This window comes from Streptomyces sp. NBC_01275 (assembly GCF_026340655.1).
GTDB lineage: Bacteria > Actinomycetota > Actinomycetes > Streptomycetales > Streptomycetaceae > Streptomyces.
The window spans coordinates 524,473-546,018 of sequence record NZ_JAPEOZ010000001.1; the positions used below are offsets into that span (position 1 = coordinate 524,473).

The window sequence follows — 21,546 nt, forward strand, 5'->3', positions numbered from 1 at the left end:
CATCCCGGCAGCGCGTACGCTCGCACGGTCACCCGTACGAACCAGTTTCACCCTGTACAACGTCGCACCCACCAGGAGCGTGCCCATGTCGTCGAATCCGGTCGCCGAGACCGTCGCCTCCCTGATGCCCAGGGCGAAGGCGGAGCTCACCGAACTGGTGGCCTTCAAGTCGGTGGCGGACTTCGACCAGTTCCCCAGAAGCGAGAGCGAGGCCGCCGCGAACTGGGCCGCCGACGCGCTGCGCGCCGAGGGCTTCCAGGACGTGGCCGTCCTCGACACGCCCGACGGCACCCAGTCGGTCTACGGCTTCCTGCCCGGACCCGCCGGTGCGAAGACCGTCCTGCTCTACGCCCACTACGACGTGCAGCCCCCGCTGGACGAGGCCGCCTGGACCAGTCCGCCGTTCGAGCTGACCGAGCGCGACGGCCGCTGGTACGGCCGCGGCAGCGCCGACTGCAAGGGCGGCTTCCTCATGCACCTGCTCGCGCTGCGCGCCCTGAAGGCCGACGGCGGCGTCCCGGTGAGCGTGAAGGTGATCGTCGAGGGCTCGGAGGAGCAGGGCACGGGCGGTCTGGAGCGGTACGCCGAGGAGCACCCGGAGCTGCTGGCGGCCGACACCATCGTCATCGGCGACGCGGGCAACTTCCGCGTCGGCCTGCCCACCGTCACCGCCACCCTGCGCGGCATGACCATGATGCGGGTGCGGGTCGACACGCTGGAGGGCAATCTGCACTCCGGCCAGTTCGGCGGGGCCGCGCCGGACGCGCTGGGCGCCCTGATCCGCGTACTGGACTCGCTGCGCGCCGAGGACGGCTCCACGACCGTCGACGGGCTGACGGGCGACGCGCGCTGGGAAGGGCTGCAGTACGAGGAGGAGCAGTTCCGCCAGGACGCCAAGGTCCTCGACGGGGTCGGTCTGATCGGCTCGGGCACGGTCGCCGACCGGATCTGGGCCCGCCCCGCCGTCACCGTCCTCGGCATCGACTGCCCGCCGGTCGTCGGCGCCACCCCGTCCGTGCAGGCGGGCGCCCGCGCGCTGATCAGCCTGCGGGTGCCGCCGGGCGTGGACGCGGCCGAGGCGACGAAGCTGCTCCAGGCCCATCTGGAGGCGCACACACCGTGGGGCGCCCGGGTGAGCACCGAGCAGATCGGCGTGGGCCAGCCGTTCAGCGCCGACACCACCAGCCCGGCGTACGCGGCGATGGCCGAGGCGATGGCGGTGGCCTACCCCGGCCAGGAGATGCAGTACGCCGGTCAGGGCGGCTCCATCCCGCTGTGCAACACCCTCGCGGCCCTCTACCCGCGGGCGGAGATCCTGCTCATCGGCCTGAGCGAGCCCGAGGCCCAGATCCACGCGGTCGACGAGAGCGTGTCCCCGCAGGAGCTGGAGCGGCTCTCGGTGGCCGAGGCGCTGTTCCTGCGCAACTACGCGACGAGCTGAGCCGTCCGCTCGGCCGCCTCGCGGCCGTTTCGCGCGGCGGATTCGCGCGGCCGATTCGCTCCGACGTCCGCTCTGCCGTCGGCAGAGGGCCTCGCCGCTCGGGCGGGGCCCTGCCTACGGTCGTCCCATGGACGTCGTCGCCCTCCTGCCCCGCCTCCACCTCCTGCGCTTCCCGGTCGGCCAGGCCTATCTCTGGCGCGACGGAGCCGAGTTGACGCTCGTCGACGCCGGCCCGGCGGGCTCCGCCGCGGCGATCACCGACGCGGTCACCGCCCTGGGCCATCCTCCCGAGGCCGTACGACGGGTCGTGCTGACCCACTTCCACGAGGACCACGCGGGCGGCGCGGCCGAGTTGGCGGCGCGCACCGGGGCCGAGGTGCTGGCGCACCCCGCGGACGCCGCCGTGGTGCGGGGTGAAGTCCCCTGCCCGCCGCCGGTGTTGGCCGACTGGGAGCGTCCCCTGCACGCCGCGGCGCTCCGACGGCTGCCCCAGGGCGACTTCGCGCGGCCCACGCGGGTCACCGAGGTGCACGACGACACCCTCCTCGACTTCGGCGGCGGTGCGCGCGTGGTCCATGTCCCGGGCCATACGCACGGCAGCATCGCCCTTCATCTGCCGCGCCACGGCGTGCTGTTCACCGGGGACGCCGTCGCCGCCTCGCCCGTCGACGGCGCGGTGCTGCCGGGCGTGTTCCACCTGGACCGGACACAGGCGCTCGCCTCCTTCCACCGGCTGGCCGCCCTCGACACGGACCTGGCCTGCTTCGGTCACGGCGACCCGGTGACCGGGCGGGCCTCGACGGTCCTGCGCGAAGGGGCGGACAACTGTCGGGCCCCACGCTGAAGATGGGGATCGCGTCCCCTCGCCTCGCCGCCCATCGAACCGTCGCCGCCGCCCTCGGCCGGCTGAGCGACCGCGCACTCGCGGACCTGGTGGAGTCCGGCGTGCCGCTCGGCGCCGGGATCGGCGGGCAGGTGGCGCGGGTCGAGGCGGCGGGCCGCCCGGTGTTCGTGAAGCAGATCCGGCTCACCGACGTCGAGCGGCGCACGGAGCACCTCGGCTCCACGGCGAACGTCTTCGGGCTCCCGCCCTACTGCCACTACGGCGTCGGCGACGTCGGCAGCCCGGGCTTCGGGGCGTGGCGGGAACTGGCCGTGCACACGATGACCACGAAGTGGGTGCTCTCCGGCCGGTTCCCGGGGTTTCCGCTGACGTACCACTGGCGGGTACTGCCCCACGCGCCCCGCCCGCTCCCGGTCGAACTGGCCGACGTGGACCGGGCGGTGACGTACTGGGGCGGCGGGCCGGAGCGTCCGGGGCTGCGCGAGCGCCTCGACGGTCTGCGCTCGGCGTCGGCGAGCCTGACGGTGTTCCTGGAGCACCTTCCGCTCACGCTCCACGACTGGCTGGGCGCGCGCCTGCGCACGGACGGCGCGGACGCCGCCTGCGCCCTGGTGGAACGGGAGCTGGCGGCCCTGGTCTCCTTCCTCCACGACCGCCGGCTCCTCCACTTCGACGGCCACTTCCGCAACGTCCTCACCGACGGACGCCGGCTCTACCTCGCCGACCACGGACTCGCGCTCTCCGCCCGCTTCGACCTCACCCCGCCGGAACGGGCCTTCCTCGACCTGCATCGCGGCTACGACCGCGCCTACGTCGGCTCCTACTTGGTGAAGTGGCTCGTCACGGACCTGTACGGGTATGTCGGCGAGGAACGCGCGGCCTTCGTGCGCGCCTGCGCCGGAGGTCTGCGGCCGCAGGGCGTCCCGGCCGGGGCCGCCGCGCTGGTGAGCCGTCACGCTCCGGTCGCCGCCGTGATGGAGCGCTTCGAGCGACGGTTCCGGGAGGAGAGCAGGTCGACGCCGTTCCCGGCGGACGCGCTGCGGCGCGCGGACCGGTCGCAAAAGGGCGAGAGTCGGCCGTAAAGGGCAAGGAGCGGTCGCGAGAAGGTGAGAAGCATCGGTCACCCGACCGGTGTGCCGGCCTCGAGATACAGCGCCGCCCCGCGCTCGCGGGCCCGCAGCGCCCAGCGCAGCCGCTCGTAGCGGACCGGCGGCAGGAGGTCGGCCGCCTCCTCCTCCGTGGCGAAGCGCCAGCCGCGCAGTTCGGGTCCGGGCAGCAGCAGCCCCGCGACGGCCGCCGCGTCGAGTCGGCCGCCGTCGAAGAGGAGGCGCAGCCCGCCGTAGCCGGGCGGCGCGGGCCGCTCCCAGTCGACGACGAGCAGCCGGGGTACGTCGTCCAACCGAATGCCGGTCTCCTCCTGCACCTCGCGCACGCCCGCGCGCGCGGGCGCCTCCCCCGGCTCCACGACTCCGCCGGGGAACTCCCAGCCGGGCTTGTAGGTCGGGTCGACCAGCAGCACCCGGTCCCGCTCGTCGAAGAGCAGCACCCCGGCGGCCACCGTCTCCGCACCGGGCTCGGGGGTCTGCACGATGTCACAGGGGGCGACGGCCCCGCTGCTCACCGCCCCCGCGATCCGCACGGCGGTCTCGTACGGGGTGAGGACGCCGTTGTCGATCAGGTGGGCGTCGACGGTGAGCCAGGAGGCGAGCGCCGCACGGTAGGGCTCGATGTGGTCGTTGGACCACTGCCGGATCCGGATCTCGCCGTCGGGGAGGTCCGCGGGGACCTCCCGGTGGGCTATTCGCTCGCGCAGGATCGTTTCCGCCGGAGCGAGGAGAACATGTCGGACGGGGATCCGGCGGGCGGCGAGGCCGCCGAAGATCTCGTCGCGGTACTCCTGGCGCAGCAGGGTCATGGGCACCACGAGGACGCCGCCGAGCTCGGCGAGGAGCGCGGCCGCGGTGTCGATCACGAGCCGGCGCCAGATCGGCAGGTCCTGGAAGTCCCCGACCTCGGCGAGGCGCTTGGGCGGCAGCAGGTACGGGAGCGCGCCGCCGATGACCTCGGGGTCGAAAAGCGTGCTGTTCGGGATCAGGTCGATCAGTTCCCGTGCGGTGGTCGTCTTGCCCGCACCGAACGCGCCGTTGATCCAGACGACGGTCACGTTTCCCCCTCTTCTGTCGGCCCCCTGAGGCTTGCCCGCTCCACCCTGCCACGGAAACCAGTTCCCGTTGAGGGCGCACGAAGGCCGTGCCACCGACGCCCCAGGACGAGGGCGCAGGCGCCACGGCCTCCCGCGCGTCTCGTCAGTCGCCCTGGCCCAGGGCGTTGTCGTCGACGGCCAGGCTGTCGCTGGCGATGACGGTGTGGTCGAGGGTGCTGAGGGTGTCCCCCACGTTCAGCCCGTCGAGGTCCTCCCCACCCAGGCCGTGCGAGGGGGTGATCGCCGCGACGACGAACCCGGTGGCCAGGGAGGCGATGGCGAGCATGCTGCGCTTCTTCATGCCCGGAACAACTGCACGACCGGTCCCGGGGTCACGCGCCCCCGACAAATCCGCTCGCCCTCCCCACCTGGCTGCGGCGAGAATGCCGTGGTCACCGACGGTTCGGAGGAGTTTCGCCATGAGCAGTCCGCAGCAGGCCCACGCCGCCCTGGACGGGCTGGCGCTGGGCGACGCCTTCGGCGACGCCTGGTTCACGCGCTCCGACGAGCCCGCCGAGGAGCTGTGGGCCGCGCGGGAGCTGCGTCCTGCGCCGTGGCCGTGGACGGACGACTCGGCCATGGCGTTCGTGCTGTTCGCCCATCTCACCGCGCACGGGGAGATCCGCCCGGACGACCTGGCACGGGAGTTCGCCGCCGAGTACCACCGCGACCCGGCCCGCAAGTACGGCCCGTCCATGCACGGCGTGCTGCGGCGCATCCACGACGGCGAGGACTGGCGGACGGTCACCACGGGCCAGTTCGGCGGGCAGGGCTCCCACGGCAACGGCGCCGCGATGCGGGTCGCCCCGCTGGGGGCCTGGTTCCGAGGCGACCCGGCGGCCGCCGTCGAGCAGGCCAGACTGTCCGCACTGACCACCCACGCCCACCCGGAGGCCGTCGCGGGGGCGGTGGCCGTGGCCGTCGCCGCCGCGCTGGCAGCCGCGAGCGAGGGCCTCGACGCCCCACCGCGCGCCGGGTTCCTGCGCGAGGTCGCCGCACACGTGCCGGACGGCGACGTACGGTCCGGGCTGCTGGTGGCCGCCGGCCTCCCCGAGCGCGCGTCGGTGCGCCACGCCGCGTCCGTGCTGGGCTCGGGGAAGCTGATCTCGGCCGCGGACACGGTGCCGTTCGCCCTGTGGTCCGCGGCGGGTCACCTGGACGACCTGCCCGAGGCGCTGTGGCAGACCGTGGCCGGGTGGGGCGACCGCGACACGACCTGTGCGATCGTCGGCGGCACCGTCGCGGCCCGCACCGGCACGGGCGCCGTCCCCGCCGCCTGGCGGCAGGCCCGCGAGGACCTCCCGGTCTTCGGCGGCCACGCCACCCGGGCGGGCACGGGTGGCGTCGGGTCCTGAGCGGGCCGCGAGGACGTTCCGCCCCGGATCGGCCGCAACGGCTGCAAGGGGCGCAAGGGGCGCAAGGGCCTCGCGGTGCCCCGCCGCGTGCCTACGACCCACCCATGCCGGAACGTTCCTTCAGAGCCGTCTCACACCGCCTCACACCCCCGCCACGCCCGCCACGCCCGCCACTCCAGCCGCACTCGCCCCGGCCCTTCCTCCCGCCAGCGCCGCGGCCGCCGCCCCCACCAGGCCCGCGTCCGTCCCCATCTGGGCGGGCACGACGGTCAGGCGCTGGACGAAGGAGAGGGTCGCGTAGTCGCCGAGGGCCCGGCGCAGGGGGGCGAAGAGGACCTCGCCCGCCTTGCCCACGCCCCCGCCGACCACGGCGATGTCGATCTCGACGAGGGTCGCGGTGGCCGCGATGCCGGCCGCCAGGGCCTGCGCGGCCCGTTCGAAGGAGGCCACCGCGACCGGATCGCCTGCCCGGGCGGCGGCGGCCACCGCGGCGGCGGAGGCGTCGCCGTCCGGGCCGGGCAGCCAGCCGTTCTCCACGGCCCGGCGGGCGATGTTGGGGCCGCTGGCGATCCGCTCCACGCAGCCCCGCGCACCGCACGGGCACAGGTCGCCGTCGAGCTCGACGCTGATGTGACCGATGTGCCCCGCGTTGCCGGTGGGGCCGGGGTGCAGCCGACCGCCCAGCACCAGGCCGCCGCCGACGCCGGTGGAGACCACCATGCACAGGGCGTTGTCATGGCCGCGCGCCGCGCCCTGCCAGTGCTCGGCCGCCGTGATCGCCACGCCGTCGCCGATCAGCTCGACCGGCAGGTCCCCGGTCGCGGCCCGGACCCGGTCGACCAGCGGATAGTCGCGCCAGCCGGGCACGTTCACCGGGCTGACCGTGCCCGCGGAGGCGTCGACCGGACCCGCGCTGCCGATGCCGACGGCGCGGACGCGCGCCCACAGCGGCGCCGCGGTCAGCTCCGCCAGCACCTCCTCGACGGCCCGCATCACGGTGTCGCCGTTCTCCTGTGCGGGCGTGGGCCGCTGCGCGCGGACCAGGATCGCGCCGTCGCCGTTCACCAGCGCGCCGGCGATCTTGGTGCCGCCGATGTCGAGCGCGGCCACGAAGTCGGTGTGCATCAGTCTCGGTACTCCCCGTCAACCAGTGGAAAAAGGGCTGGCCGGTCCAGCGGTGGGGACGTGGGCCGGAGATTGCGGTGGACAGTCTCTCGCGCAGCTGACAACGTTGTCCAGGCTCTATGCTCGACGCCACATCCTCATACAACCCCGGGGACTCACGCACCCCGTTGCGCAACATTTTGTGGACGGACCGCGTGACGCCCCTCGTGGACGACAGGACAGGACCCCGCTTCGTGCCCGAGATGCCGCGCCGCCCCGAAAGCCGTTACGGCAACCGTCCCACCATGAAGGACGTCGCCGCACGCGCCGGAGTCGGACTCAAGACCGTCTCCCGGGTGGTGAACGGCGAGCCGGGCGTCACCCCGGAGACAGAGCGCCGCGTCCAGGAGGCCATCGACGCGCTCGGCTTCCGCCGCAACGACAGCGCGCGGGTCCTGCGCAAGGGCCGTACCGCCAGCATCGGCCTGGTCCTGGAGGACCTCGCCGACCCGTTCTACGGCCCCCTCAGCCGTGCGGTGGAGGAGGTGGCCCGCGCCCACGGCGCGCTGCTCATCAACGGCTCCAGCGCCGAGGACCCCGACCGTGAACAGGAGTTGGCGCTGGCGCTGTGCGCACGCCGGGTGGACGGGCTGGTGGTGATCCCGGCCGGCGACGACCACCGTTATCTGGAGCCGGAGATCAAGGCGGGCGTGGCCACGGTCTTCGTCGACCGGCCGGCCGGCCAGATCGACGCCGACTGCGTGCTGTCGGACAACTTCGGCGGGTCCCGCGAGGGGGTCGCCCATCTGATCGCGCACGGGCACCGCCGGATCGGGTTCATCGGCGACATGCCCCGCATCCACACGGCCGCGGAGCGCCTGCGCGGCTACCGGACCGCCATGGAGGACGCGGGCATACCGATCGAGGACGCCTGGATGTCCCTGGGCGCCACCGACCCCCTGCGGGTGCGCCGGGCGGCCGAGACGATGCTGTCCGGGCCCGACCCGGTCACGGCGGTCTTCTCCGGCAACAACCGGGTGACGGTCACCGTGATCCGGGTGCTCGCGGAGCAGACCCGCCGGATCGCCCTGGTCGCCTTCGACGACCTGGAGCTGGCCGACCTGCTCCAGCCGGGCGTCACCGTGGTCGCCCAGGACGCGGCCACACTTGGCCGCACCGCCGCGGAGCGCCTGTTCGGGCAGCTGGAGGGCGCTCTGATCGTCCCCGAGCGCATCGAGCTGCCGACCCGGCTGATCATGCGCGGCTCGGGCGAGCTGCCCCCGGCGGAGTGAGGGAGGCGGGGAGTCGTGCCCGAACGCCATGAACACCGCACGCTGGAGGAGCTGGGCCTGGCGGACGCGCCCCGCGACCGTCCGCTGCTCTATCCCGGGGCCTGGCCGGCCGAGTCGGGGCTGCTCGACGGGGACCGCTTCCTGCCGCTGGACCGTCTGACGTTCCCCGGCCGGACGCCGGTCCTGGCCGTCGGCTCCAACGCCAGCCCCGCCCAACTGCGCTACAAGATGGCCGAGTTCGGAATCAGCTCCCCCGTTCCGATGGTCAGAACCCGGGTCACGGGCATCGACGTCGGCGTCTCCGCTCATGTCAGCCGCCTGGGGTACGTGTCCGCCTCCCCGGTCAACGCCCCTGACGTCACACGGGAGTTGTTCCTGATCTGGCTGGACGCCGACCAACTCGCCGGGGTCGACGGCACCGAGCCCCACTACGACCGGGTCCGACTGCCCGCACCCCAGGCACGGTTCGAGCTGCCGAACGGCGAGACGCTCCCGGACGTGTTCGCGTACGTCAATCGCCACGGGGTCCTGCACAACGGCGCCGGCGCCCCGCGCGGCCACCCGGGGCAGCGCGCCCTCATCACCGAACTCCTGGCGGGATCACCGGCGTTGAGGCAGCTGTTCGGCGAGACGCCGGAGGAGTTCGTGACCCGTGCCCGGGCCGACGCAGGCCGCTGCGCGCAAGGCACCCGGCTGTTCGCACAAGAGAAGCTGGTGACCGCGTCCGGGCTGGAGCATCTACGCCTCGGTTAGGATCGAGGCGACGGCATCGCGTGTCGGTCACCGACCGGGTGAGGCATGGAGGTGCCCGTGAGTTTGCCTTACGGAGGCATTCCACACATGTCAGTCGAGTTGAACCACACCATCGTCCACTCCCGCGACAACCGGGAGTCCGCGGAGTTCCTCGCACACGTCCTGGGGCTCGAAGTCGGGGCCGAGTGGGGCCCGTTCGTCCCCGTCGACACGAGCAACAAGGTCACCCTGGACTTCGTCTCCGTCCCGGCGGAGTCCATCGTCATGCAGCACTACGCGTTCCTCGTCTCCGACGAGGAGTTCGACGCCGCGTTCGACCGGATCGAGCAGGCCGGGATCACGTACTACGCGGACCCGCACCGCAAGCAGCCGGGTGAGATCAACCGCCATCACGGCGGCCGTGGCCTGTACTTCATGGATCCCGCGGGCCACGGCATGGAGATCATCACCCACCCGTACGTGATTCCCCAGCACTAACCGCCTACTCGGAGCCGGCCCCCGCCGAGGCCGTCAGATCGCCCCGGCGGGGCGCCGCGAAGGCGTCCAGGGCCTCCCGGGACAGCCCGGTCGCGCCGGTGACCTCGACGAGGTCCAGCGCGCCGCAGTCCAGACCGCGCAGCAGATAGCCGCTGAGGGCCTTCGCGGTCGCCGGCTCGTCCATGACGTCGCCGCCGGCCCGGTTGGCGTACCGGGACAGGCGCTCGGCGGCCTGGGCGAAGCCCTCGCGGTAGAAGGCGAAGACGGCCGCGTAGCGGGTGGGGATGTGGCCGGGGTGCATGTCCCAGCCCTGGTAGTAGGCGCGGGACAGCGCGCGGCGCGTGAGGCCGTAGTGCAGCCGCCAGGCGTCGTGGACCCGGGCGGTCGGGCCGACCGGCAGGACGTTCGTGGAGCCGTCCGAGACGCGGACGCCGGTGCCGGCCGCCGCGACCTGCATGACCGCCTTGGCGTGGTCGGCGGCCGGGTGGTCGCTGGCCTGGTAGGCGGCGGAGACTCCCAGGCAGGCGCTGTAGTCGAAGGTGCCGTAGTGCAGGCCGGTGGCCCGGCCCTCGGCGGCCTGGATCATGCGGGCGACCGTCGCGGTGCCGTCGGTGGCGAGGATGGACTGGCTGGTCTCGATCTGGATCTCGAACCCGAGCCGGCCGGGCGGCAGTCCGCGCGCCTCCTCGAAGGCCTCCAGGAGCCGGACCATCGCGGTGACCTGCTCCGGGTAGGTCACCTTCGGGAGGGTGAGGAGCAGCCCCTCGGGCAGCCCGCCGGCCTCCATCAGGCCGCTGAGAAAGACGTCGAGGGTGCGGATGCCCCGGTCGCGCACGGCGGCCTCCATGCACTTCATGCGGATGCCCATGTACGGGGCCGCCGTGCCCTTCGCGTACGCCTCGGCGATCAGCCGGGCCGCCCGCGCGGCCGTCTCGTCCTCCTCGGCGTCCGGGCGGGGGCCGTAGCCGTCCTCGAAGTCGACGCGCAGGTCCTCGATCGGCTCGCGCTCCAGTTTGGCGCGCACGCGCGCGTACACGGGCTCGGCGAGGTCGTCGGACAGGCCGAGGACGGCGGCGAAGAACGCGGCGTCCGGGGCGTGTTCGTCGAGGGCGGCGAGGGCCCTGTCGCCCCAGGAGCGGATCGTGTCGGCGTCGAAGGCGTCGCCGGGGACGTAGACGGTGTGGACGGGCTGACGGGTGCCCGGGTCTCCGGGGTAGCGGCGGTCGAGTTCGGCGTCGACCGGCGCGAGGGAGGCGCTGATCTGCTCGCTGACGGCGCCCGCGAGGCTCGTCGCCACCGTCTCCTGCTGCCCTTGCCCCATCCCACACCCTCCTGTTTTCCGCTTTACGGAATAAGTAATCCGTCCAATGAAGCTATCCGTCGGTCTTCCCGGAGGTCAACACCCTGTCCACGCCCTGGTCCTGTGTGATCACTTACGCATCCGTTTCCTCTTCCGCACGCCCCGCCTCACCTCCATCCTGGCTCACGGGGCGAGAGGGGACACATGACAGGCACTGCGGGGCCGACCCGGCGGGCGGGACTGAGAACGATGGTCGCGGCAGCCGTCGCCCTACCCCTGCTGGGCGCGGTCGGGGCCGACCAGCCGCACCGCGCGAGCCCTCCCCCGCCCCCGAAGCCGAGGTCTGTTCCTCCGCTGAAGATCATGACGTTCAACCTCCGGGTGCCGGTCGACCGGGGCGGCAACAGCTGGGTCCACCGACGCCCGGTGATGCGGGCGCTGTTACAGCGGACCGCCCCGCACGTCATGGGCACCCAGGAGGGCCGGTTCTCGCAGATCCAGGCCGTCTGGTCCGACCTCGGCCGGCACTACGACTGGATCGGCACGCCTGGCGGCGGTGGCGAGGAGTCGGTGGCGATCTACTACGACGTCCGCCGGCTCGAGCCCCTCGAGCACGACGTGTTCCGGCTCTCCGACACGCCGAACGTGCCCGACTCCGACACCTGGGGCGCGGCCTTCCCCCGGCTGGTGACCCGGGTGCTCTTCCGCGACCGGCTGGGCACGGGACGGGAGTTCCACGTCCTGAACACCCACCTCGACCACCGCAGCGAGTACGCACGCGTGCGTGCCGCCGCCCTGATCGCGGAGCGGATCAGGGGGCTGGGCACCTCCCGCCCGGCGCTGCTGACCGGCGACTTCAACGCCGTCGCCCATCAGGACCAGGCCTACGCCACCCTGCTGGACTCCGGCCTCGTCGACACCTGGGACACCGCACAGCGGACCGGACCGGTGTTCGGGACCTTCAACAGCTGGCGGCCGCTGAAGCCCGACGGCGAGCGCATCGACTGGATCCTGTCGACGCCGGACGTCACGGTCCACCGGGCGTGGGTCGACACGTTCACCGTGGAGGGCCGCTATCCGAGCGACCATCTGCCGGTGCTGGCGTCGGTGAGCCTGGGATGAACGACCGAGGCCCCCGTGACCGAGACGGTCACGGGGGCCTCGTGGCGACTGAGGCGGCGATCAGCCCTTGCGGGCGTTGATCTCCTCGGTGAGCTGGGGGACGACGTCGAAGAGGTCGCCGACGACGCCGTAGTCGACGAGGTCGAAGATCGGGGCCTCGGCGTCCTTGTTGACGGCCACGATGGTCTTCGAGGTCTGCATGCCCGCGCGGTGCTGGATCGCGCCGGAGATGCCGTTGGCGATGTACAGCTGCGGCGAGACGGACTTGCCGGTCTGGCCGACCTGGTTGGTGTGCGGGTACCAGCCGGCGTCCACCGCGGCGCGCGAGGCGCCGACGGCCGCGCCGAGGGAGTCGGCGAGGGCCTCGATGAGTCCGAAGTTCTCGGCGCCGTTGACGCCACGGCCGCCGGAGACCACGATCGCGGCCTCGGTCAGCTCCGGACGCCCGGTCGACTCACGCGGCGTGCGGCCGGTGACCCTGGTGCCGGTCGCCTGGGCGGAGAAGGTCACCGCGAGGGCCTCGACGACGCCGGCGGCCGGAGCGGCCTCCACGGCGGCGCTGTTGGGCTTGACGGTGATGACCGGGGTGCCCTTGGAGACACGGGTCTTGGTGGTGAAGGACGCGGCGAACACCGACTGGGTGGCCACCGGGCCCTCGTCGCCGGCCTCGAGGTCGGTCGCGTCGGTGATGACGCCGGAGCCGATGCGCAGCGCGAGACGGGCGGCGATCTCCTTGCCCTCCGCGGAGGACGGGACAAGGACGGCGGCCGGAGAAACCGACTCGACGGCGGCCTGCAGCGCGTCCACCTTCGGCACGACCAGGTAGTCGGCGTACTCGGACGCGTCGTGGGTCAGCACCTTCACCGCGCCGTGCTCGGCCAGCGCGGCGGCGGTGTTCTCGGCGCCCGGGCCGAGGGCGAGGGCGACCGGCTCGCCGATGCGGCGGGCCAGCGTCAGCAGCTCCAGGGTGGGCTTGCGGACGGCGCCGTCCACGTGGTCGACGTAGACGAGGACTTCAGCCATGGGATTGCTCTCCTGCGAAACGAGGTGGGAAGGCGGTCGGCGGGTCGAGCCTTTAGACGAACTTCTGGCTCGCGAGGAACTCGGCGAGCTGCTTGCCGCCCTCGCCCTCGTCCTTGACGATCGTGCCCGCGGTGCGGGCCGGACGCGCGGCCGCGGAGTCGACCGCGGTCCAGGAGCCCTCCAGGCCGACCTCTTCCGCCTCGATGTCGAGGTCGGACAGGTCCCAGGACTGAACCGGCTTCTTCTTGGCGGCCATGATGCCCTTGAAGGACGGGTAACGCGCCTCGCCCGACTGGTCGGTGACCGACACGACCGCCGGGAGGGAGGCCTCGAGCTGCTCGCTCGCGGCGTCGCCGTCGCGGCGGCCCTTGACCGCGCCGTCCTCGACCGAGACCTCGGACAGCAGGGTGACCTGCGGGACGCCCAGACGCTCGGCCAGCAGGGCCGGGATGACACCGGCGGTGCCGTCGGTGGAGGCCATGCCGGAGATCACCAGGTCGTAGCCGGCCTTCTCGATGGCCTTGGCCAGCACCAGGGAGGTGCCGATGACGTCGGTGCCGTGCAGGTCGTCGTCCTCGACGTGGATCGCCTTGTCGGCGCCCATGGAAAGCGCCTTGCGCAGCGCGTCCTTGGCGTCCTCCGGGCCCACCGTCAGGACGGTGATCTCCACGTCGTCGTCCGCGTTCTCGGAGATCTGCAGCGCCTGCTCGACCGCGTACTCGTCGAGCTCGGAGAGCAGACCGTCCACGTCGTCCCGGTCGACGGTCAGGTCATCGGCGAAGTGCCGGTCGCCAGTGGCGTCGGGCACGTACTTCACAGTGACAACGATCCTCAAGCTCACGCCGGCTCTCCTACTGCATCGTCAGTTCTCGGCTGCCTTCTTCCAGGCAGCATAGGCGTCACAAGCGGCCGATCCCGATCGGGGCGGCCTGCGCTCCGACCGAAATATTACTCGTCAGTACACCCAGTTCTTCCCCGCTAAGCAAGCGCTTTGAACTGTGACCTTTGCAACGCAGCGTAATCGGAACTCGACGGCTTCGCAGGAGGGCCGGGCAGTGATCAATCCCGCAAGGCGGTGAACCGCCCCTGGTGGTAGAGCAGCGGGCGGCCCGTGCCGGCCGGGTCTCCGAGGACGACCTCGGCCAGCACGATGCGGTGATCTCCCGCAGGCACGCGCGCGACCACCCGGCACACCAGCCAGGCGAGCACGTCGTCGAGCACGGGGACCCCCTCGGGGCCCTCGCGCCAGGCCGTCGGCGCGCCGAAGCGGTCGGCGCCGCTCCTGGCGAAGGTGGCGGCGAGCTCCCGCTGGTGCTCGCCGAGTATGTGCACGCCGACGTGGTCGGCCCCGGAGAGCGCCGGCCAGCTGGAGGCGCCGGTGCCGACGCCGAAGGAGAGCAGCGGGGGCTCGGCGGAGACGGAGGAGAGGGAGGTGGCGGTGAAGCCGACCGGACCGGACGCGCCGGCGGCGGTGATCACGGCGACTCCCGCCGCGTGCCGCCGGAAGACGGAGCGCAGCAGGTCGGGCGAGGCGAGCTGGGAGGTGCCGAGGTCGGGCGTGGCCGTCATGGAGTTGTCCTTCTGCGAGAGACGACGAGCGGGGGCGGGACTGCTCAGCGGCCCGGACAGCGCGCGCTCGCGGTACGGACGAGGTCGACGTGGACCCGTCCGTGGAGAAGGAGTTCCTCCAGAAGTTCCTCAGACATACGGTCAGGCTGACGATAGGTGGTGCGCGCAGTCAAGTACGTTCCGGCATCTGGGAGCTGACTCACCGCACCCAAGCCGCGCGTACGCAAGGACCTCACACGGCCTCCCCCAGGGCGGCGATGACGTCGGCCTTGCGGGGCTGGCCGGTGGCGCGCCGGACGATCCGGCCGTCGGCGTCCAGGACCAGCACGGTCGGCGTCTTGAGGATGTCGAGTTCGCGAACGAGGTCCAGATGCGCCTCGGCGTCGATCTCGATGTGGGCGACGCCGGGGACCACGTCCGCCACCTCGCCCAGGACCCGGCGGGTCGCCCGGCAGGGCGCGCAGAAGGCGCTGGAGAACTGCACGAGCGTGGCGCGCTCGCCGAGTTCACCGCCCAGCCGGTCCGCTCCGAGTCGTCTGCCGTCGTCGCGCCCGCCCACCCGTACCCTCCCGCTCCGCCGCCGTTGCAGCACTCCGTACACGCTCGCCGCCGCGAGCACCGCCACGCACACCATCAGTCCGGTCATCTCCCGCACAACCGTTCACGAGACTGCAAAGATTCCCGGCCCCCGGAAGCGTGACGGTTGCGGAATGCTTGATTCATGGACATCGATGCGAGGGGCCCGCGTTTCGCGGCGGCCCTGACGACCCTGGTGCTCGCGGTCGCGCTGGTCACCGGGAGCGCCTGGCTGCTGGCCTGGCAGACGCTGGCGTTCGCGCTCGGCGCGGCGGGCGGGGTCGGGCGCTCCCCGTACGCCTGGGTGTTCCGGACGGCGGTGCGGCCGCGGATCGGGCCGCCGACGGAGTTCGAGTCGCCGCAGCCCCCGCGGTTCGCCCAGGCGGTGGGACTCGCCTTCGCGGCCCTCGGGCTGGTCGGCTTCACCCTGGGACCCGACTGGCTGGGGCTGGCGGCGACCGGCGCGGCGCTGGCGGCGGCCTTCCTCAATGCCGCTTTCGGGTACTGCCTCGGCTGCGAGATGTACCTGCTCGCGCGGCGGGTGACGGTACGAGCGGAGTAAAGGCGACTTAAAAGCACAAGGTGGATCAAGGGGGCGAGTGACGAGGATCTCGTCGTTGTGGAGCGTCAGGGCTGGCTCCCCGGCCGTTCTTCGGGCACGATCTGCGAGATGCCGTAAACCTACGGCTGCGTAACTTTGCCCATTGGGATTCGCCTCCCGGGCAGAGAGAAGGAAGGGTCCGCCCCGCCCATGGCAGAGCTTGTCTACCGTCCCGCCGTCGGCCTCGCCCAGACCCTGTTCAAGGTCTGGGACCTCAAGATCGACTGCAAGGGGTCGGAGAACATCCCGCGCTCGGGCGGAGCCGTGCTCGTGAGCAACCACATCAGCTACCTCGACTTCATCTTCGACGGCCTGGCCGCGCTCCCGCAGAAACGTCTCGTTCGTTTCATGGCGAAGGAGTCCGTCTTCCGGCACAAGATCTCCGGCCCCCTGATGCGCGGGATGAAGCACATCCCCGTGGACCGCAAGCAGGGCGAGACGGCGTACGCGCACGCGCTGCAGTCGCTGCGCTCGGGCGAGATCGTCGGGGTCTTCCCCGAGGCCACGATCTCGGAGTCGTTCACGCTGAAGAGCTTCAAGTCGGGCGCCGCCCGGATGGCCCAGGAGGCGGGCGTCCCGCTGATCCCGATGGCCGTGTGGGGCACCCAGCGCCTGTGGACGAAGGGGCACCCGCGCAACTTCAAGCGCAGCCACACCCCGATCACCATCCGGGTCGGCGAGGCGATCGAGGCCTCCCGCGACAAGTACGCGGGCGCCATCACCCGGCAGCTGCGCGAGCGCGTCCAGGAGCTGCTGGAGGCCGCTCAGCGCGCCTACCCGGTCCGCCCCAAGGACGCCGACGACACCTGGTGGATGCCGGCCCATCTGGGCGGTACGGCCCCGACGCCGGAGCAGGTGCGCGCGGCCGAGGCCCGCTGACCTCTGCCCGGCGGTCCGCGCCGGCTGACGTTCGCTTGTGCGACCCCGCGCCCCGGGCGCGCTGTGGCGGCCGATAGGGTCCCGGCCATAACCAAGCCGGGGGTCCGGGGCCGTTCGGGTGACCGTCGTCCCGCTGTCGTCCCCGGCTGTTGTCTGCCGAACGCGCTACGGGGGCGAAGATGCGGCGCTGGATCAAGGTGTCGGTGGCGGCTGCGACGGTACTGGGACTGGGCGGCTGGATCGCCCAGCCGTACGTCCACGAGTGGTGGCTGATCCGCTCGGCCTGCGACGGCGCGCTGCCCGACGACGCGCTGCGCGATCTGGTCCCCGACGGCTCCCATGTCACCGACACCGGCTCGGGCTCGGTGCCCGAGCTCGGGGACTACGCGTGCACGGTCACCGTCGGCGGCGACCACAGCGCGGACTGGAAGATGCTGGTCCTGGAGGCCTACACCCAACGCGACGACCAGGACCGCGAGTTGATGTGGGCCTTCAACCGGAACGGTTTCGAGACTCAGGCGCCCATGTCCGCGGGCCTGCCCGGGTTCGTCACGGGCCGGGGCGTCCTGGAATTCCTGCTCCGGTGCCCCGACCTGGGCAAGGACGAAGACGGACGGCCGCGCAAGATGCTGGTGCGTGCCTCGATCAGCCGCAACGCCTCCTGGATCCGTCCCGCTTCGTACGAGACGGCCGTCGCGTTCGTCAACACCGCCGCCAAGCGCCTGGGTTGCGGCGCCGATCCGCTCACCGCGCCGAGCGGGGTGGGTCCGGCGGATCCCGAGAAGAGCCCGAAGACCGTCCCGCTCGACTCCGCCCGCGACACCGCCTGCGGCTGGCTGGCCGGGGCGGGGCTGCCGAACCCGACGCGCTGGAAGGTCGCGGTCGGCCTCGACGACGCGGCCCCGACGGGCACGTGCAGCGCCTCCGCCGGGGACGAGTCGACCGACGACGGCGAGCAACGGCTGGACTTCGCCGCCTGGTTCGGCGACTGGAGCACCCGTCTGGTCTCCGGCGACAACGACGACGCACCGCCCCTCAGCGCGAGCGCCCGCTGCGACGGCGAGGCCGCCCACTTCGCCGTCGACGCGCCCGACGAGGTGCCGGGCGTCGACGCGGACAAACGGCGTGCCCTGCTGGAGGCGTTCGCAGAGGAGCAGGTGAAGCGGCGGGACTGCTCGGATCTCCGGATGAACGGCTAGGGGCTGTTGCGAAAGTGGATCTTGGTCGTAGATGATCAGGTCCTGTGGGACGTGGTGATCTGACGAACGGGCAGTGGGCCCGGCTGGAGCCGCTGTTGGCGCAGGGCATCAAGCCGGGCCGCCCGCCGGTGTGGACGCGGCGGCAGCTCATAGACGGCATACGGTGGCGGATCCGGACCGGTGCCCCCTGGCGCGACGTGCCGGAACGCTACGGCCCCTGGGACCGGGTCTATGACCTGTTCCGCCGCTGGCAGCGCAATGGCACCTGGGCCAGGATCGTCACCCAGCTCCAGGCTGAGGCCGACGCGAAGGGCCTGATCACCTGGGACGTGAACGTCGACTCCACCGTCTGCCGGGCCCACCAGCACGCCGCCGGGGCGGCGAAAAGGGGGACCTTCAAAAGGAGCCGCCCGGCGGCATCGCCGCCGAGCCGGCCGACCACGGTCTCGGACGCTCCCGGGGCGGGCTGACCACCAAGATCCACCTTGCCGTCGAGCAGGGACAGAAGCCGCTGTCCATCGTGATCACAGCCGGTCAGCGGGGTGACTCGCCACAGTTCGAACCGGTCCTGGAAGCGATCCGGGTGCCCCGGCTCGGTCGGGGCCGACCCCGCAGACGCCCGGACCGGGTGCGGGCCGACAAGGCGTACGACTCCCACAGTAACCGAGCCTACCTGCGAAGGCGCGGAATCAAGGCGACCATCCCAGTCCCGGCGGATCGCGTCCGCAACCGTCAGAAGCTCGGCTCCCGAGGCGGCCGGCCGCCGACGTTCGACAAGACCGACTACCGCGAGCGGCATGCCGTCGAGTGCGGGATCAATCGCCTAAAGCGACATCGGGCCGTGGCCACGAGGTACGACAAGCTCGCCGTCCGCTACGAGGCGACCGTGCTGGTCGCAGTCCTCAACGAGTGGCTGTGACCAGCAGTTTCCCATCAGTTGCTAGGAGTGGATGAGTGTGCGGGCTTTGTCGATCCACCCCGACACGGCCTTGGCACCACAGCTCTCGGCGACCAACTGGGCCTCGTCGAGGTGGTGGAACGCCGCCGATGGGTCGCCGGTTTCGGCCGCGAGGTAGGCCAGCGCCACCAGACCAGCCGCTTCCCCTGGCCTGAAACCGATCTCCCGGCGCAATGTCACCGATTCGGTCAGCCGCTCGCGCGCCTGATCGAAGTGGCCTGCGTCCTTGTCGGCGAAGCCCAGGTGGCGAATCGCATACGACATCGTCATCCGGTCGTCGACGGATTTCGCCAGCGCGTACGACCGCTCGAAGTATGGCCTGCCAGTGGCACCGTCGCCCTTGACCACTTGGTGCCAGCAGCCAACCCAGAACAGCGCGTCCGCCTCACCCGACGCATCCCCCAGACGCTCGTACAACTCGGCCGCGCGCTCGAACAGCACCAGTTCCTCGCTATTCTCCTCGCGGTCGTTCAGGAAGCGGACGTGCAGTACCTTGCCCCGCGCCATGGAAAGCGGCGCCTCGACCGCGTCCAGCACGTCATCGGACCGGTCCAGCGCGGACGTGTCCCCGCCGAACATCGCCGCTTCGAACAGCTCTCCCGCACGTTCGATCCAGCCCTGTCCTTGCATACCTCTACCCCTCCCGTTGGATGATGGCAGCGCCGACGCTATCTCCGTGCTCCGGCGGAAGACGGCCATTTTTGAACGCCCGCGCTCACCATCCCGCCGACCCTGACCGTCGGCTTCCCCTCGAGAGGCTTGCTTGGGCAGTCGAGCCCAGCCGTCCGTGGCTTTCGCAACAGGCCCTAGCCCGGCCGAGTCCCGCCGATCCCGGCCGGGTTCTCGCCGCCGCGCGGTCAGTAGACGGACAGCCAGAGCTGCCGCACGTACCGGTCGTCGATGAGCTGCCGCATCGCCGCCGCGCGCGTCTTGGGCGTCTTCCGCGCCGTCGCCCACGCGTCGACCACCGTGAGCAACTGATGCCGGGCGTCCATCAGATCGCCCTTCACCGGTCCGGAGACGGGCCGCCGCGCGATGTCGCCCATCGGCAGTCGGCTGCTCAGCTGCCGTGCCGCGGGCTGGAAGCTGCCGCGCGTGGACCGGCGCACGGTCGCGTCGAAGGCGGCGAGGTCGGGGATCGTGCCGTCGCGGGCGTAGCGGGCGCGGTACTTCATCAGGACGCCGATCCGGTCGGTCATGTGCTCGAGGTCGATGTCGACCCAGGTGGTGGTGGAGTCGGGATCGAGCCCCTTCTCGGCCGGCCCGGGACGGTAGTCGGGGTCGCCGCCCCGGTCGTCGAGCCGCTCCAGGCAGTAGGCGAGCCAGGCCCGCTCGGAGTCGTAGAGGATCGCGAACGCCCGTGGGTCCTTGGCGAGTTCGCCGATCAGCCGCTCCGGGTCCGCCTCGACGTCCGAGTAGGGCTGCGTGTGCTCGAAGTCGGCGTGCGCCTCGCCGGGCGCGAGGAAGCGGCCGTACGTCGTCCAGCCCTGGTCGTCGAGCGCGGCCAGGTCGGCGGGGACGGCGGGGCGTACGGCGTGGTCGTCGGCGCTCAGGAAACGGTTCTGGTCGATGACGTACTGGGCGAGCATGCGGGCCACGCCCGGCGCCATGCCCTCGGGCAGTTCGACCCCGTCGAGCGCGGCGGCGACGGCGAAGGCGCCGCGGGCCTGGGCCAGGGTGTGCGTCCTGCCGCTCCCGGTGGCCCGGGTGGCCGCGTCCACGACCTCGCCGAGCGCCTTCGCGCCGTCGCCGCACGGATGCTCGTGCACCAGCAACTCCCGTACCGCGTCGAACCGGTCGAGGTCGTCGCCCGGGTCCAGGGCGCGGGTCGCGGCGGCCGGGTCCTCGGCGAGGGCACGGGTGGCGGCGGGGATCTCCTGGCAGGGGGCGCCGTCCCCGGAGTCGGCGAGGACGATCGGCACGGCGGCGCCGGTCGCGAGGAGCGCGAGGGCGACGGCCGAGGCGATCAGCCAGTGCTTGCGCAGCCGGGCGGCGAGGCGCGCGGGCACGGAGGCCGGCCGCTCACCGGGGTGTGCCGCACCCTCGACCGCCTCCGCGGCGTCCTCGGACCGGCCTTCCGGATGTTCCGGATGCTCTTGGCGCTCCGGCGGCCGTTCCGCCCCCTGCGTCTCGTCGTTTCCGTCAGATTTTCCGTCCGTGTTTCCGTCCGCATCGGCCTCGCGGGCCTCTCCCCCATCGCGCATGCCGGGGAGGTTAGCGACCGCGATCGGACGGGCGGGCGGCGGGGTGCTCAGAGTGCGGCGGGGAGGGTCTGCCAGAGGTGCGGGCGGTCCACGGCGGCCTGCAGCGCGTTCAGCACGGCCGGGTGCGGTACGGCGTACAGACCGGGGTAGTCCCGTTCGCCCGCCTCGGCCTCGGGTACGAAGGCCAGCTGTTCGCCGTCGAGCGAGAACCGGGCGTCGACGCCGGGCTTGTTGCCGCGCGGATCCTGGCGGTGCCAGGCCCCGTTGAAGCGCACGGCGACCAGCCCGTGCAGGGCGTGTCCTTCGCCGCCGTCGTGCGCGAACCGCTGGTAGCACAGGGCCGTCGGGATGTCCTCGGCCCGCAGCAGCGCGGTCAAGGCGTGGGCCTTGGCGTAACAGACGCCCGTCCCCTGCTCCAGCACGTCGGAGGCGCGCCAGGTGACGCGCAGGTCTCCGGAGTCCTGCGAGTGGGGAATGGCGTCGCGGACGAACTCGAACGCCAGGCGTGCATAGGCATACGAGTCCTGCGCGTCCTGCGCGAGACGGGCGGCCGTCTGTCGGACGAGCGGGTGGTGGTGGTCGATGGCATCGTCAGCGCAGAGATAGGCGGACAGGTCGGGGTTCTCCTGGATCAGCTCCATGTCGG

General features: G+C 72.3%; 23 protein-coding genes and 1 pseudogene. 12 read left to right on the forward strand and 12 right to left on the reverse strand.

Going from position 1 to position 21,546, the window contains the following annotated elements; all coding sequences use genetic code 11:
- Positions 1 to 85: 85 nt before the first annotated feature.
- From OG562_RS02295 to OG562_RS02305, 3 genes are all read left to right on the forward strand, one after another.
- Positions 86 to 1,441: a dipeptidase gene (locus OG562_RS02295; RefSeq protein ID WP_266393029.1), complete on the forward strand. Its 1,356-nt coding sequence runs from the start codon at positions 86 to 88 to the stop codon at positions 1,439 to 1,441.
- A gap of 127 nt (positions 1,442 to 1,568) precedes the next feature.
- Positions 1,569 to 2,285 carry an MBL fold metallo-hydrolase gene (locus OG562_RS02300; protein WP_266393031.1) on the forward strand — a complete coding sequence of 239 codons (717 nt, stop codon included), beginning with the start codon at positions 1,569 to 1,571 and terminating at the stop codon, positions 2,283 to 2,285.
- 2 nt (positions 2,286 to 2,287) lie between these two features.
- A complete protein-coding gene (locus OG562_RS02305; protein WP_266393032.1) occupies positions 2,288 to 3,367 on the forward strand; it encodes a protein kinase family protein in 1,080 nt (359 codons plus the stop codon).
- A 38-nt stretch (positions 3,368 to 3,405) separates the two neighbouring features.
- Here OG562_RS02305 and OG562_RS02310 read toward each other — a convergent pair whose 3' ends face one another.
- Entirely contained in the window at positions 3,406 to 4,449 is a 1,044-nt protein-coding gene (locus tag OG562_RS02310) for an NUDIX hydrolase (RefSeq protein WP_266393034.1), read from the reverse strand.
- Positions 4,450 to 4,591: 142 nt separating this feature from the next.
- A complete protein-coding gene (locus OG562_RS02315; RefSeq protein ID WP_266393036.1) occupies positions 4,592 to 4,789 on the reverse strand; it encodes a hypothetical protein in 198 nt (65 codons plus the stop codon).
- 118 nt (positions 4,790 to 4,907) lie between these two features.
- Between OG562_RS02315 and OG562_RS02320 the strand changes: the two genes are divergently transcribed.
- The gene (locus tag OG562_RS02320; RefSeq protein ID WP_266393038.1) at positions 4,908 to 5,843 is read left to right on the forward strand and encodes an ADP-ribosylglycohydrolase family protein; all 936 of its coding nucleotides are present in this window, start codon (positions 4,908 to 4,910) and stop codon (positions 5,841 to 5,843) included.
- A 141-nt stretch (positions 5,844 to 5,984) separates the two neighbouring features.
- Here OG562_RS02320 and OG562_RS02325 read toward each other — a convergent pair whose 3' ends face one another.
- Positions 5,985 to 6,968 (reverse strand): ROK family protein, encoded by a 984-nt coding sequence (locus OG562_RS02325; protein WP_266393040.1) that lies wholly within the window; start codon positions 6,966 to 6,968, stop codon positions 5,985 to 5,987.
- A gap of 242 nt (positions 6,969 to 7,210) precedes the next feature.
- On the opposite strand from OG562_RS02325, the gene OG562_RS02330 reads away from it, so the two are divergent.
- The 3 genes from OG562_RS02330 (at position 7,211) to OG562_RS02340 (ending at position 9,469) form a co-directional block, all read left to right on the forward strand.
- On the forward strand, positions 7,211 to 8,239 hold the full coding sequence (locus tag OG562_RS02330) for a LacI family DNA-binding transcriptional regulator (RefSeq protein ID WP_266408970.1): 1,029 nt from the start codon (positions 7,211 to 7,213) through the stop codon (positions 8,237 to 8,239).
- A 15-nt stretch (positions 8,240 to 8,254) separates the two neighbouring features.
- Entirely contained in the window at positions 8,255 to 8,992 is a 738-nt protein-coding gene (locus tag OG562_RS02335) for a hypothetical protein (RefSeq protein WP_266393042.1), read from the forward strand.
- Positions 8,993 to 9,079: 87 nt separating this feature from the next.
- Positions 9,080 to 9,469 carry a VOC family protein gene (locus tag OG562_RS02340; protein ID WP_266393044.1) on the forward strand — a complete coding sequence of 130 codons (390 nt, stop codon included), beginning with the start codon at positions 9,080 to 9,082 and terminating at the stop codon, positions 9,467 to 9,469.
- Between the two features lie 4 nt (positions 9,470 to 9,473).
- Here the strand turns inward: OG562_RS02340 and OG562_RS02345 are convergent, their stop codons facing one another.
- Complete coding sequence (locus OG562_RS02345; protein ID WP_266393046.1) at positions 9,474 to 10,790, reverse strand: aldolase/citrate lyase family protein; 1,317 nt, start codon at positions 10,788 to 10,790, stop codon at positions 9,474 to 9,476.
- A gap of 342 nt (positions 10,791 to 11,132) precedes the next feature.
- On the opposite strand from OG562_RS02345, the gene OG562_RS02350 reads away from it, so the two are divergent.
- Positions 11,133 to 11,891, forward strand: a complete 759-nt coding sequence (locus tag OG562_RS02350) for an endonuclease/exonuclease/phosphatase family protein (protein WP_323187467.1) — start codon at positions 11,133 to 11,135, stop codon at positions 11,889 to 11,891.
- 60 nt (positions 11,892 to 11,951) lie between these two features.
- Here the strand turns inward: OG562_RS02350 and OG562_RS02355 are convergent, their stop codons facing one another.
- The 5 genes from OG562_RS02355 to OG562_RS02370 all read right to left on the reverse strand — a co-directional run bounded on the left by OG562_RS02355 (position 11,952) and on the right by OG562_RS02370 (position 15,129).
- Positions 11,952 to 12,914, reverse strand: coding sequence for an electron transfer flavoprotein subunit alpha/FixB family protein (locus tag OG562_RS02355; protein WP_266393052.1), 963 nt, complete (start codon positions 12,912 to 12,914; stop codon positions 11,952 to 11,954).
- 52 nt (positions 12,915 to 12,966) lie between these two features.
- The gene (locus tag OG562_RS02360) at positions 12,967 to 13,755 is read right to left on the reverse strand and encodes an electron transfer flavoprotein subunit beta/FixA family protein (protein WP_266393053.1); all 789 of its coding nucleotides are present in this window, start codon (positions 13,753 to 13,755) and stop codon (positions 12,967 to 12,969) included.
- A 218-nt stretch (positions 13,756 to 13,973) separates the two neighbouring features.
- The gene (locus tag OG562_RS02365) at positions 13,974 to 14,483 is read right to left on the reverse strand and encodes a flavin reductase family protein (protein WP_266393054.1); all 510 of its coding nucleotides are present in this window, start codon (positions 14,481 to 14,483) and stop codon (positions 13,974 to 13,976) included.
- A gap of 44 nt (positions 14,484 to 14,527) precedes the next feature.
- Complete coding sequence (locus OG562_RS45945) at positions 14,528 to 14,620, reverse strand: putative leader peptide (protein WP_323187468.1); 93 nt, start codon at positions 14,618 to 14,620, stop codon at positions 14,528 to 14,530.
- A 95-nt stretch (positions 14,621 to 14,715) separates the two neighbouring features.
- Positions 14,716 to 15,129, reverse strand: coding sequence for a thioredoxin family protein (locus OG562_RS02370; protein WP_266393055.1), 414 nt, complete (start codon positions 15,127 to 15,129; stop codon positions 14,716 to 14,718).
- 75 nt (positions 15,130 to 15,204) lie between these two features.
- On the opposite strand from OG562_RS02370, the gene OG562_RS02375 reads away from it, so the two are divergent.
- From OG562_RS02375 to OG562_RS02390, 4 genes and pseudogenes are all read left to right on the forward strand, one after another.
- Positions 15,205 to 15,621 carry a DUF4395 domain-containing protein gene (locus tag OG562_RS02375; protein WP_266393056.1) on the forward strand — a complete coding sequence of 139 codons (417 nt, stop codon included), beginning with the start codon at positions 15,205 to 15,207 and terminating at the stop codon, positions 15,619 to 15,621.
- Between the two features lie 189 nt (positions 15,622 to 15,810).
- Positions 15,811 to 16,539 carry a 1-acyl-sn-glycerol-3-phosphate acyltransferase gene (locus OG562_RS02380; RefSeq protein ID WP_266393058.1) on the forward strand — a complete coding sequence of 243 codons (729 nt, stop codon included), beginning with the start codon at positions 15,811 to 15,813 and terminating at the stop codon, positions 16,537 to 16,539.
- Between the two features lie 179 nt (positions 16,540 to 16,718).
- Positions 16,719 to 17,738 (forward strand): hypothetical protein, encoded by a 1,020-nt coding sequence (locus OG562_RS02385; protein WP_266393060.1) that lies wholly within the window; start codon positions 16,719 to 16,721, stop codon positions 17,736 to 17,738.
- A gap of 44 nt (positions 17,739 to 17,782) precedes the next feature.
- Positions 17,783 to 18,657 (forward strand): annotated as a pseudogene (locus tag OG562_RS02390) (IS5 family transposase).
- Between the two features lie 21 nt (positions 18,658 to 18,678).
- On the opposite strand, the gene OG562_RS02395 reads toward OG562_RS02390, so the two are convergent.
- The 3 genes from OG562_RS02395 to OG562_RS02405 all read right to left on the reverse strand — a co-directional run bounded on the left by OG562_RS02395 (position 18,679) and on the right by OG562_RS02405 (position 21,541).
- On the reverse strand, positions 18,679 to 19,326 hold the full coding sequence (locus OG562_RS02395) for a tetratricopeptide repeat protein (protein WP_266393062.1): 648 nt from the start codon (positions 19,324 to 19,326) through the stop codon (positions 18,679 to 18,681).
- Positions 19,327 to 19,553: 227 nt separating this feature from the next.
- Entirely contained in the window at positions 19,554 to 20,900 is a 1,347-nt protein-coding gene (locus OG562_RS02400; RefSeq protein ID WP_266393064.1) for a hypothetical protein, read from the reverse strand.
- 47 nt (positions 20,901 to 20,947) lie between these two features.
- Entirely contained in the window at positions 20,948 to 21,541 is a 594-nt protein-coding gene (locus OG562_RS02405; protein ID WP_266393067.1) for a transglutaminase family protein, read from the reverse strand.
- Positions 21,542 to 21,546: the final 5 nt, after the last annotated feature.

Coding starts and splice junctions, on each gene's coding strand:
- OG562_RS45945 (WP_323187468.1), bottom strand. CDS start 14,620: ATGTCTGAGGAACTTCTGGAGGAACTCCTTCTCCACGGACGGGTCCAC.
- OG562_RS02300 (WP_266393031.1), top strand. CDS start 1,569: ATGGACGTCGTCGCCCTCCTGCCCCGCCTCCACCTCCTGCGCTTCCCG.
- OG562_RS02315 (WP_266393036.1), bottom strand. CDS start 4,789: ATGAAGAAGCGCAGCATGCTCGCCATCGCCTCCCTGGCCACCGGGTTC.
- OG562_RS02405 (WP_266393067.1), bottom strand. CDS start 21,541: ATGGAGCTGATCCAGGAGAACCCCGACCTGTCCGCCTATCTCTGCGCT.
- OG562_RS02345 (WP_266393046.1), bottom strand. CDS start 10,790: ATGGGGCAAGGGCAGCAGGAGACGGTGGCGACGAGCCTCGCGGGCGCC.
- OG562_RS02340 (WP_266393044.1), top strand. CDS start 9,080: ATGTCAGTCGAGTTGAACCACACCATCGTCCACTCCCGCGACAACCGG.
- OG562_RS02365 (WP_266393054.1), bottom strand. CDS start 14,483: ATGACGGCCACGCCCGACCTCGGCACCTCCCAGCTCGCCTCGCCCGAC.
- OG562_RS02355 (WP_266393052.1), bottom strand. CDS start 12,914: ATGGCTGAAGTCCTCGTCTACGTCGACCACGTGGACGGCGCCGTCCGC.
- OG562_RS02350 (WP_323187467.1), top strand. CDS start 11,133: ATGACGTTCAACCTCCGGGTGCCGGTCGACCGGGGCGGCAACAGCTGG.
- OG562_RS02305 (WP_266393032.1), top strand. CDS start 2,288: ATGGGGATCGCGTCCCCTCGCCTCGCCGCCCATCGAACCGTCGCCGCC.
- OG562_RS02385 (WP_266393060.1), top strand. CDS start 16,719: ATGCGGCGCTGGATCAAGGTGTCGGTGGCGGCTGCGACGGTACTGGGA.
- OG562_RS02325 (WP_266393040.1), bottom strand. CDS start 6,968: ATGCACACCGACTTCGTGGCCGCGCTCGACATCGGCGGCACCAAGATC.
- OG562_RS02400 (WP_266393064.1), bottom strand. CDS start 20,900: ATGCGCGATGGGGGAGAGGCCCGCGAGGCCGATGCGGACGGAAACACG.
- OG562_RS02380 (WP_266393058.1), top strand. CDS start 15,811: ATGGCAGAGCTTGTCTACCGTCCCGCCGTCGGCCTCGCCCAGACCCTG.
- OG562_RS02395 (WP_266393062.1), bottom strand. CDS start 19,326: ATGCAAGGACAGGGCTGGATCGAACGTGCGGGAGAGCTGTTCGAAGCG.
- OG562_RS02375 (WP_266393056.1), top strand. CDS start 15,205: ATGGACATCGATGCGAGGGGCCCGCGTTTCGCGGCGGCCCTGACGACC.
- OG562_RS02320 (WP_266393038.1), top strand. CDS start 4,908: ATGAGCAGTCCGCAGCAGGCCCACGCCGCCCTGGACGGGCTGGCGCTG.
- OG562_RS02330 (WP_266408970.1), top strand. CDS start 7,211: ATGCCGCGCCGCCCCGAAAGCCGTTACGGCAACCGTCCCACCATGAAG.
- OG562_RS02295 (WP_266393029.1), top strand. CDS start 86: ATGTCGTCGAATCCGGTCGCCGAGACCGTCGCCTCCCTGATGCCCAGG.
- OG562_RS02370 (WP_266393055.1), bottom strand. CDS start 15,129: ATGACCGGACTGATGGTGTGCGTGGCGGTGCTCGCGGCGGCGAGCGTG.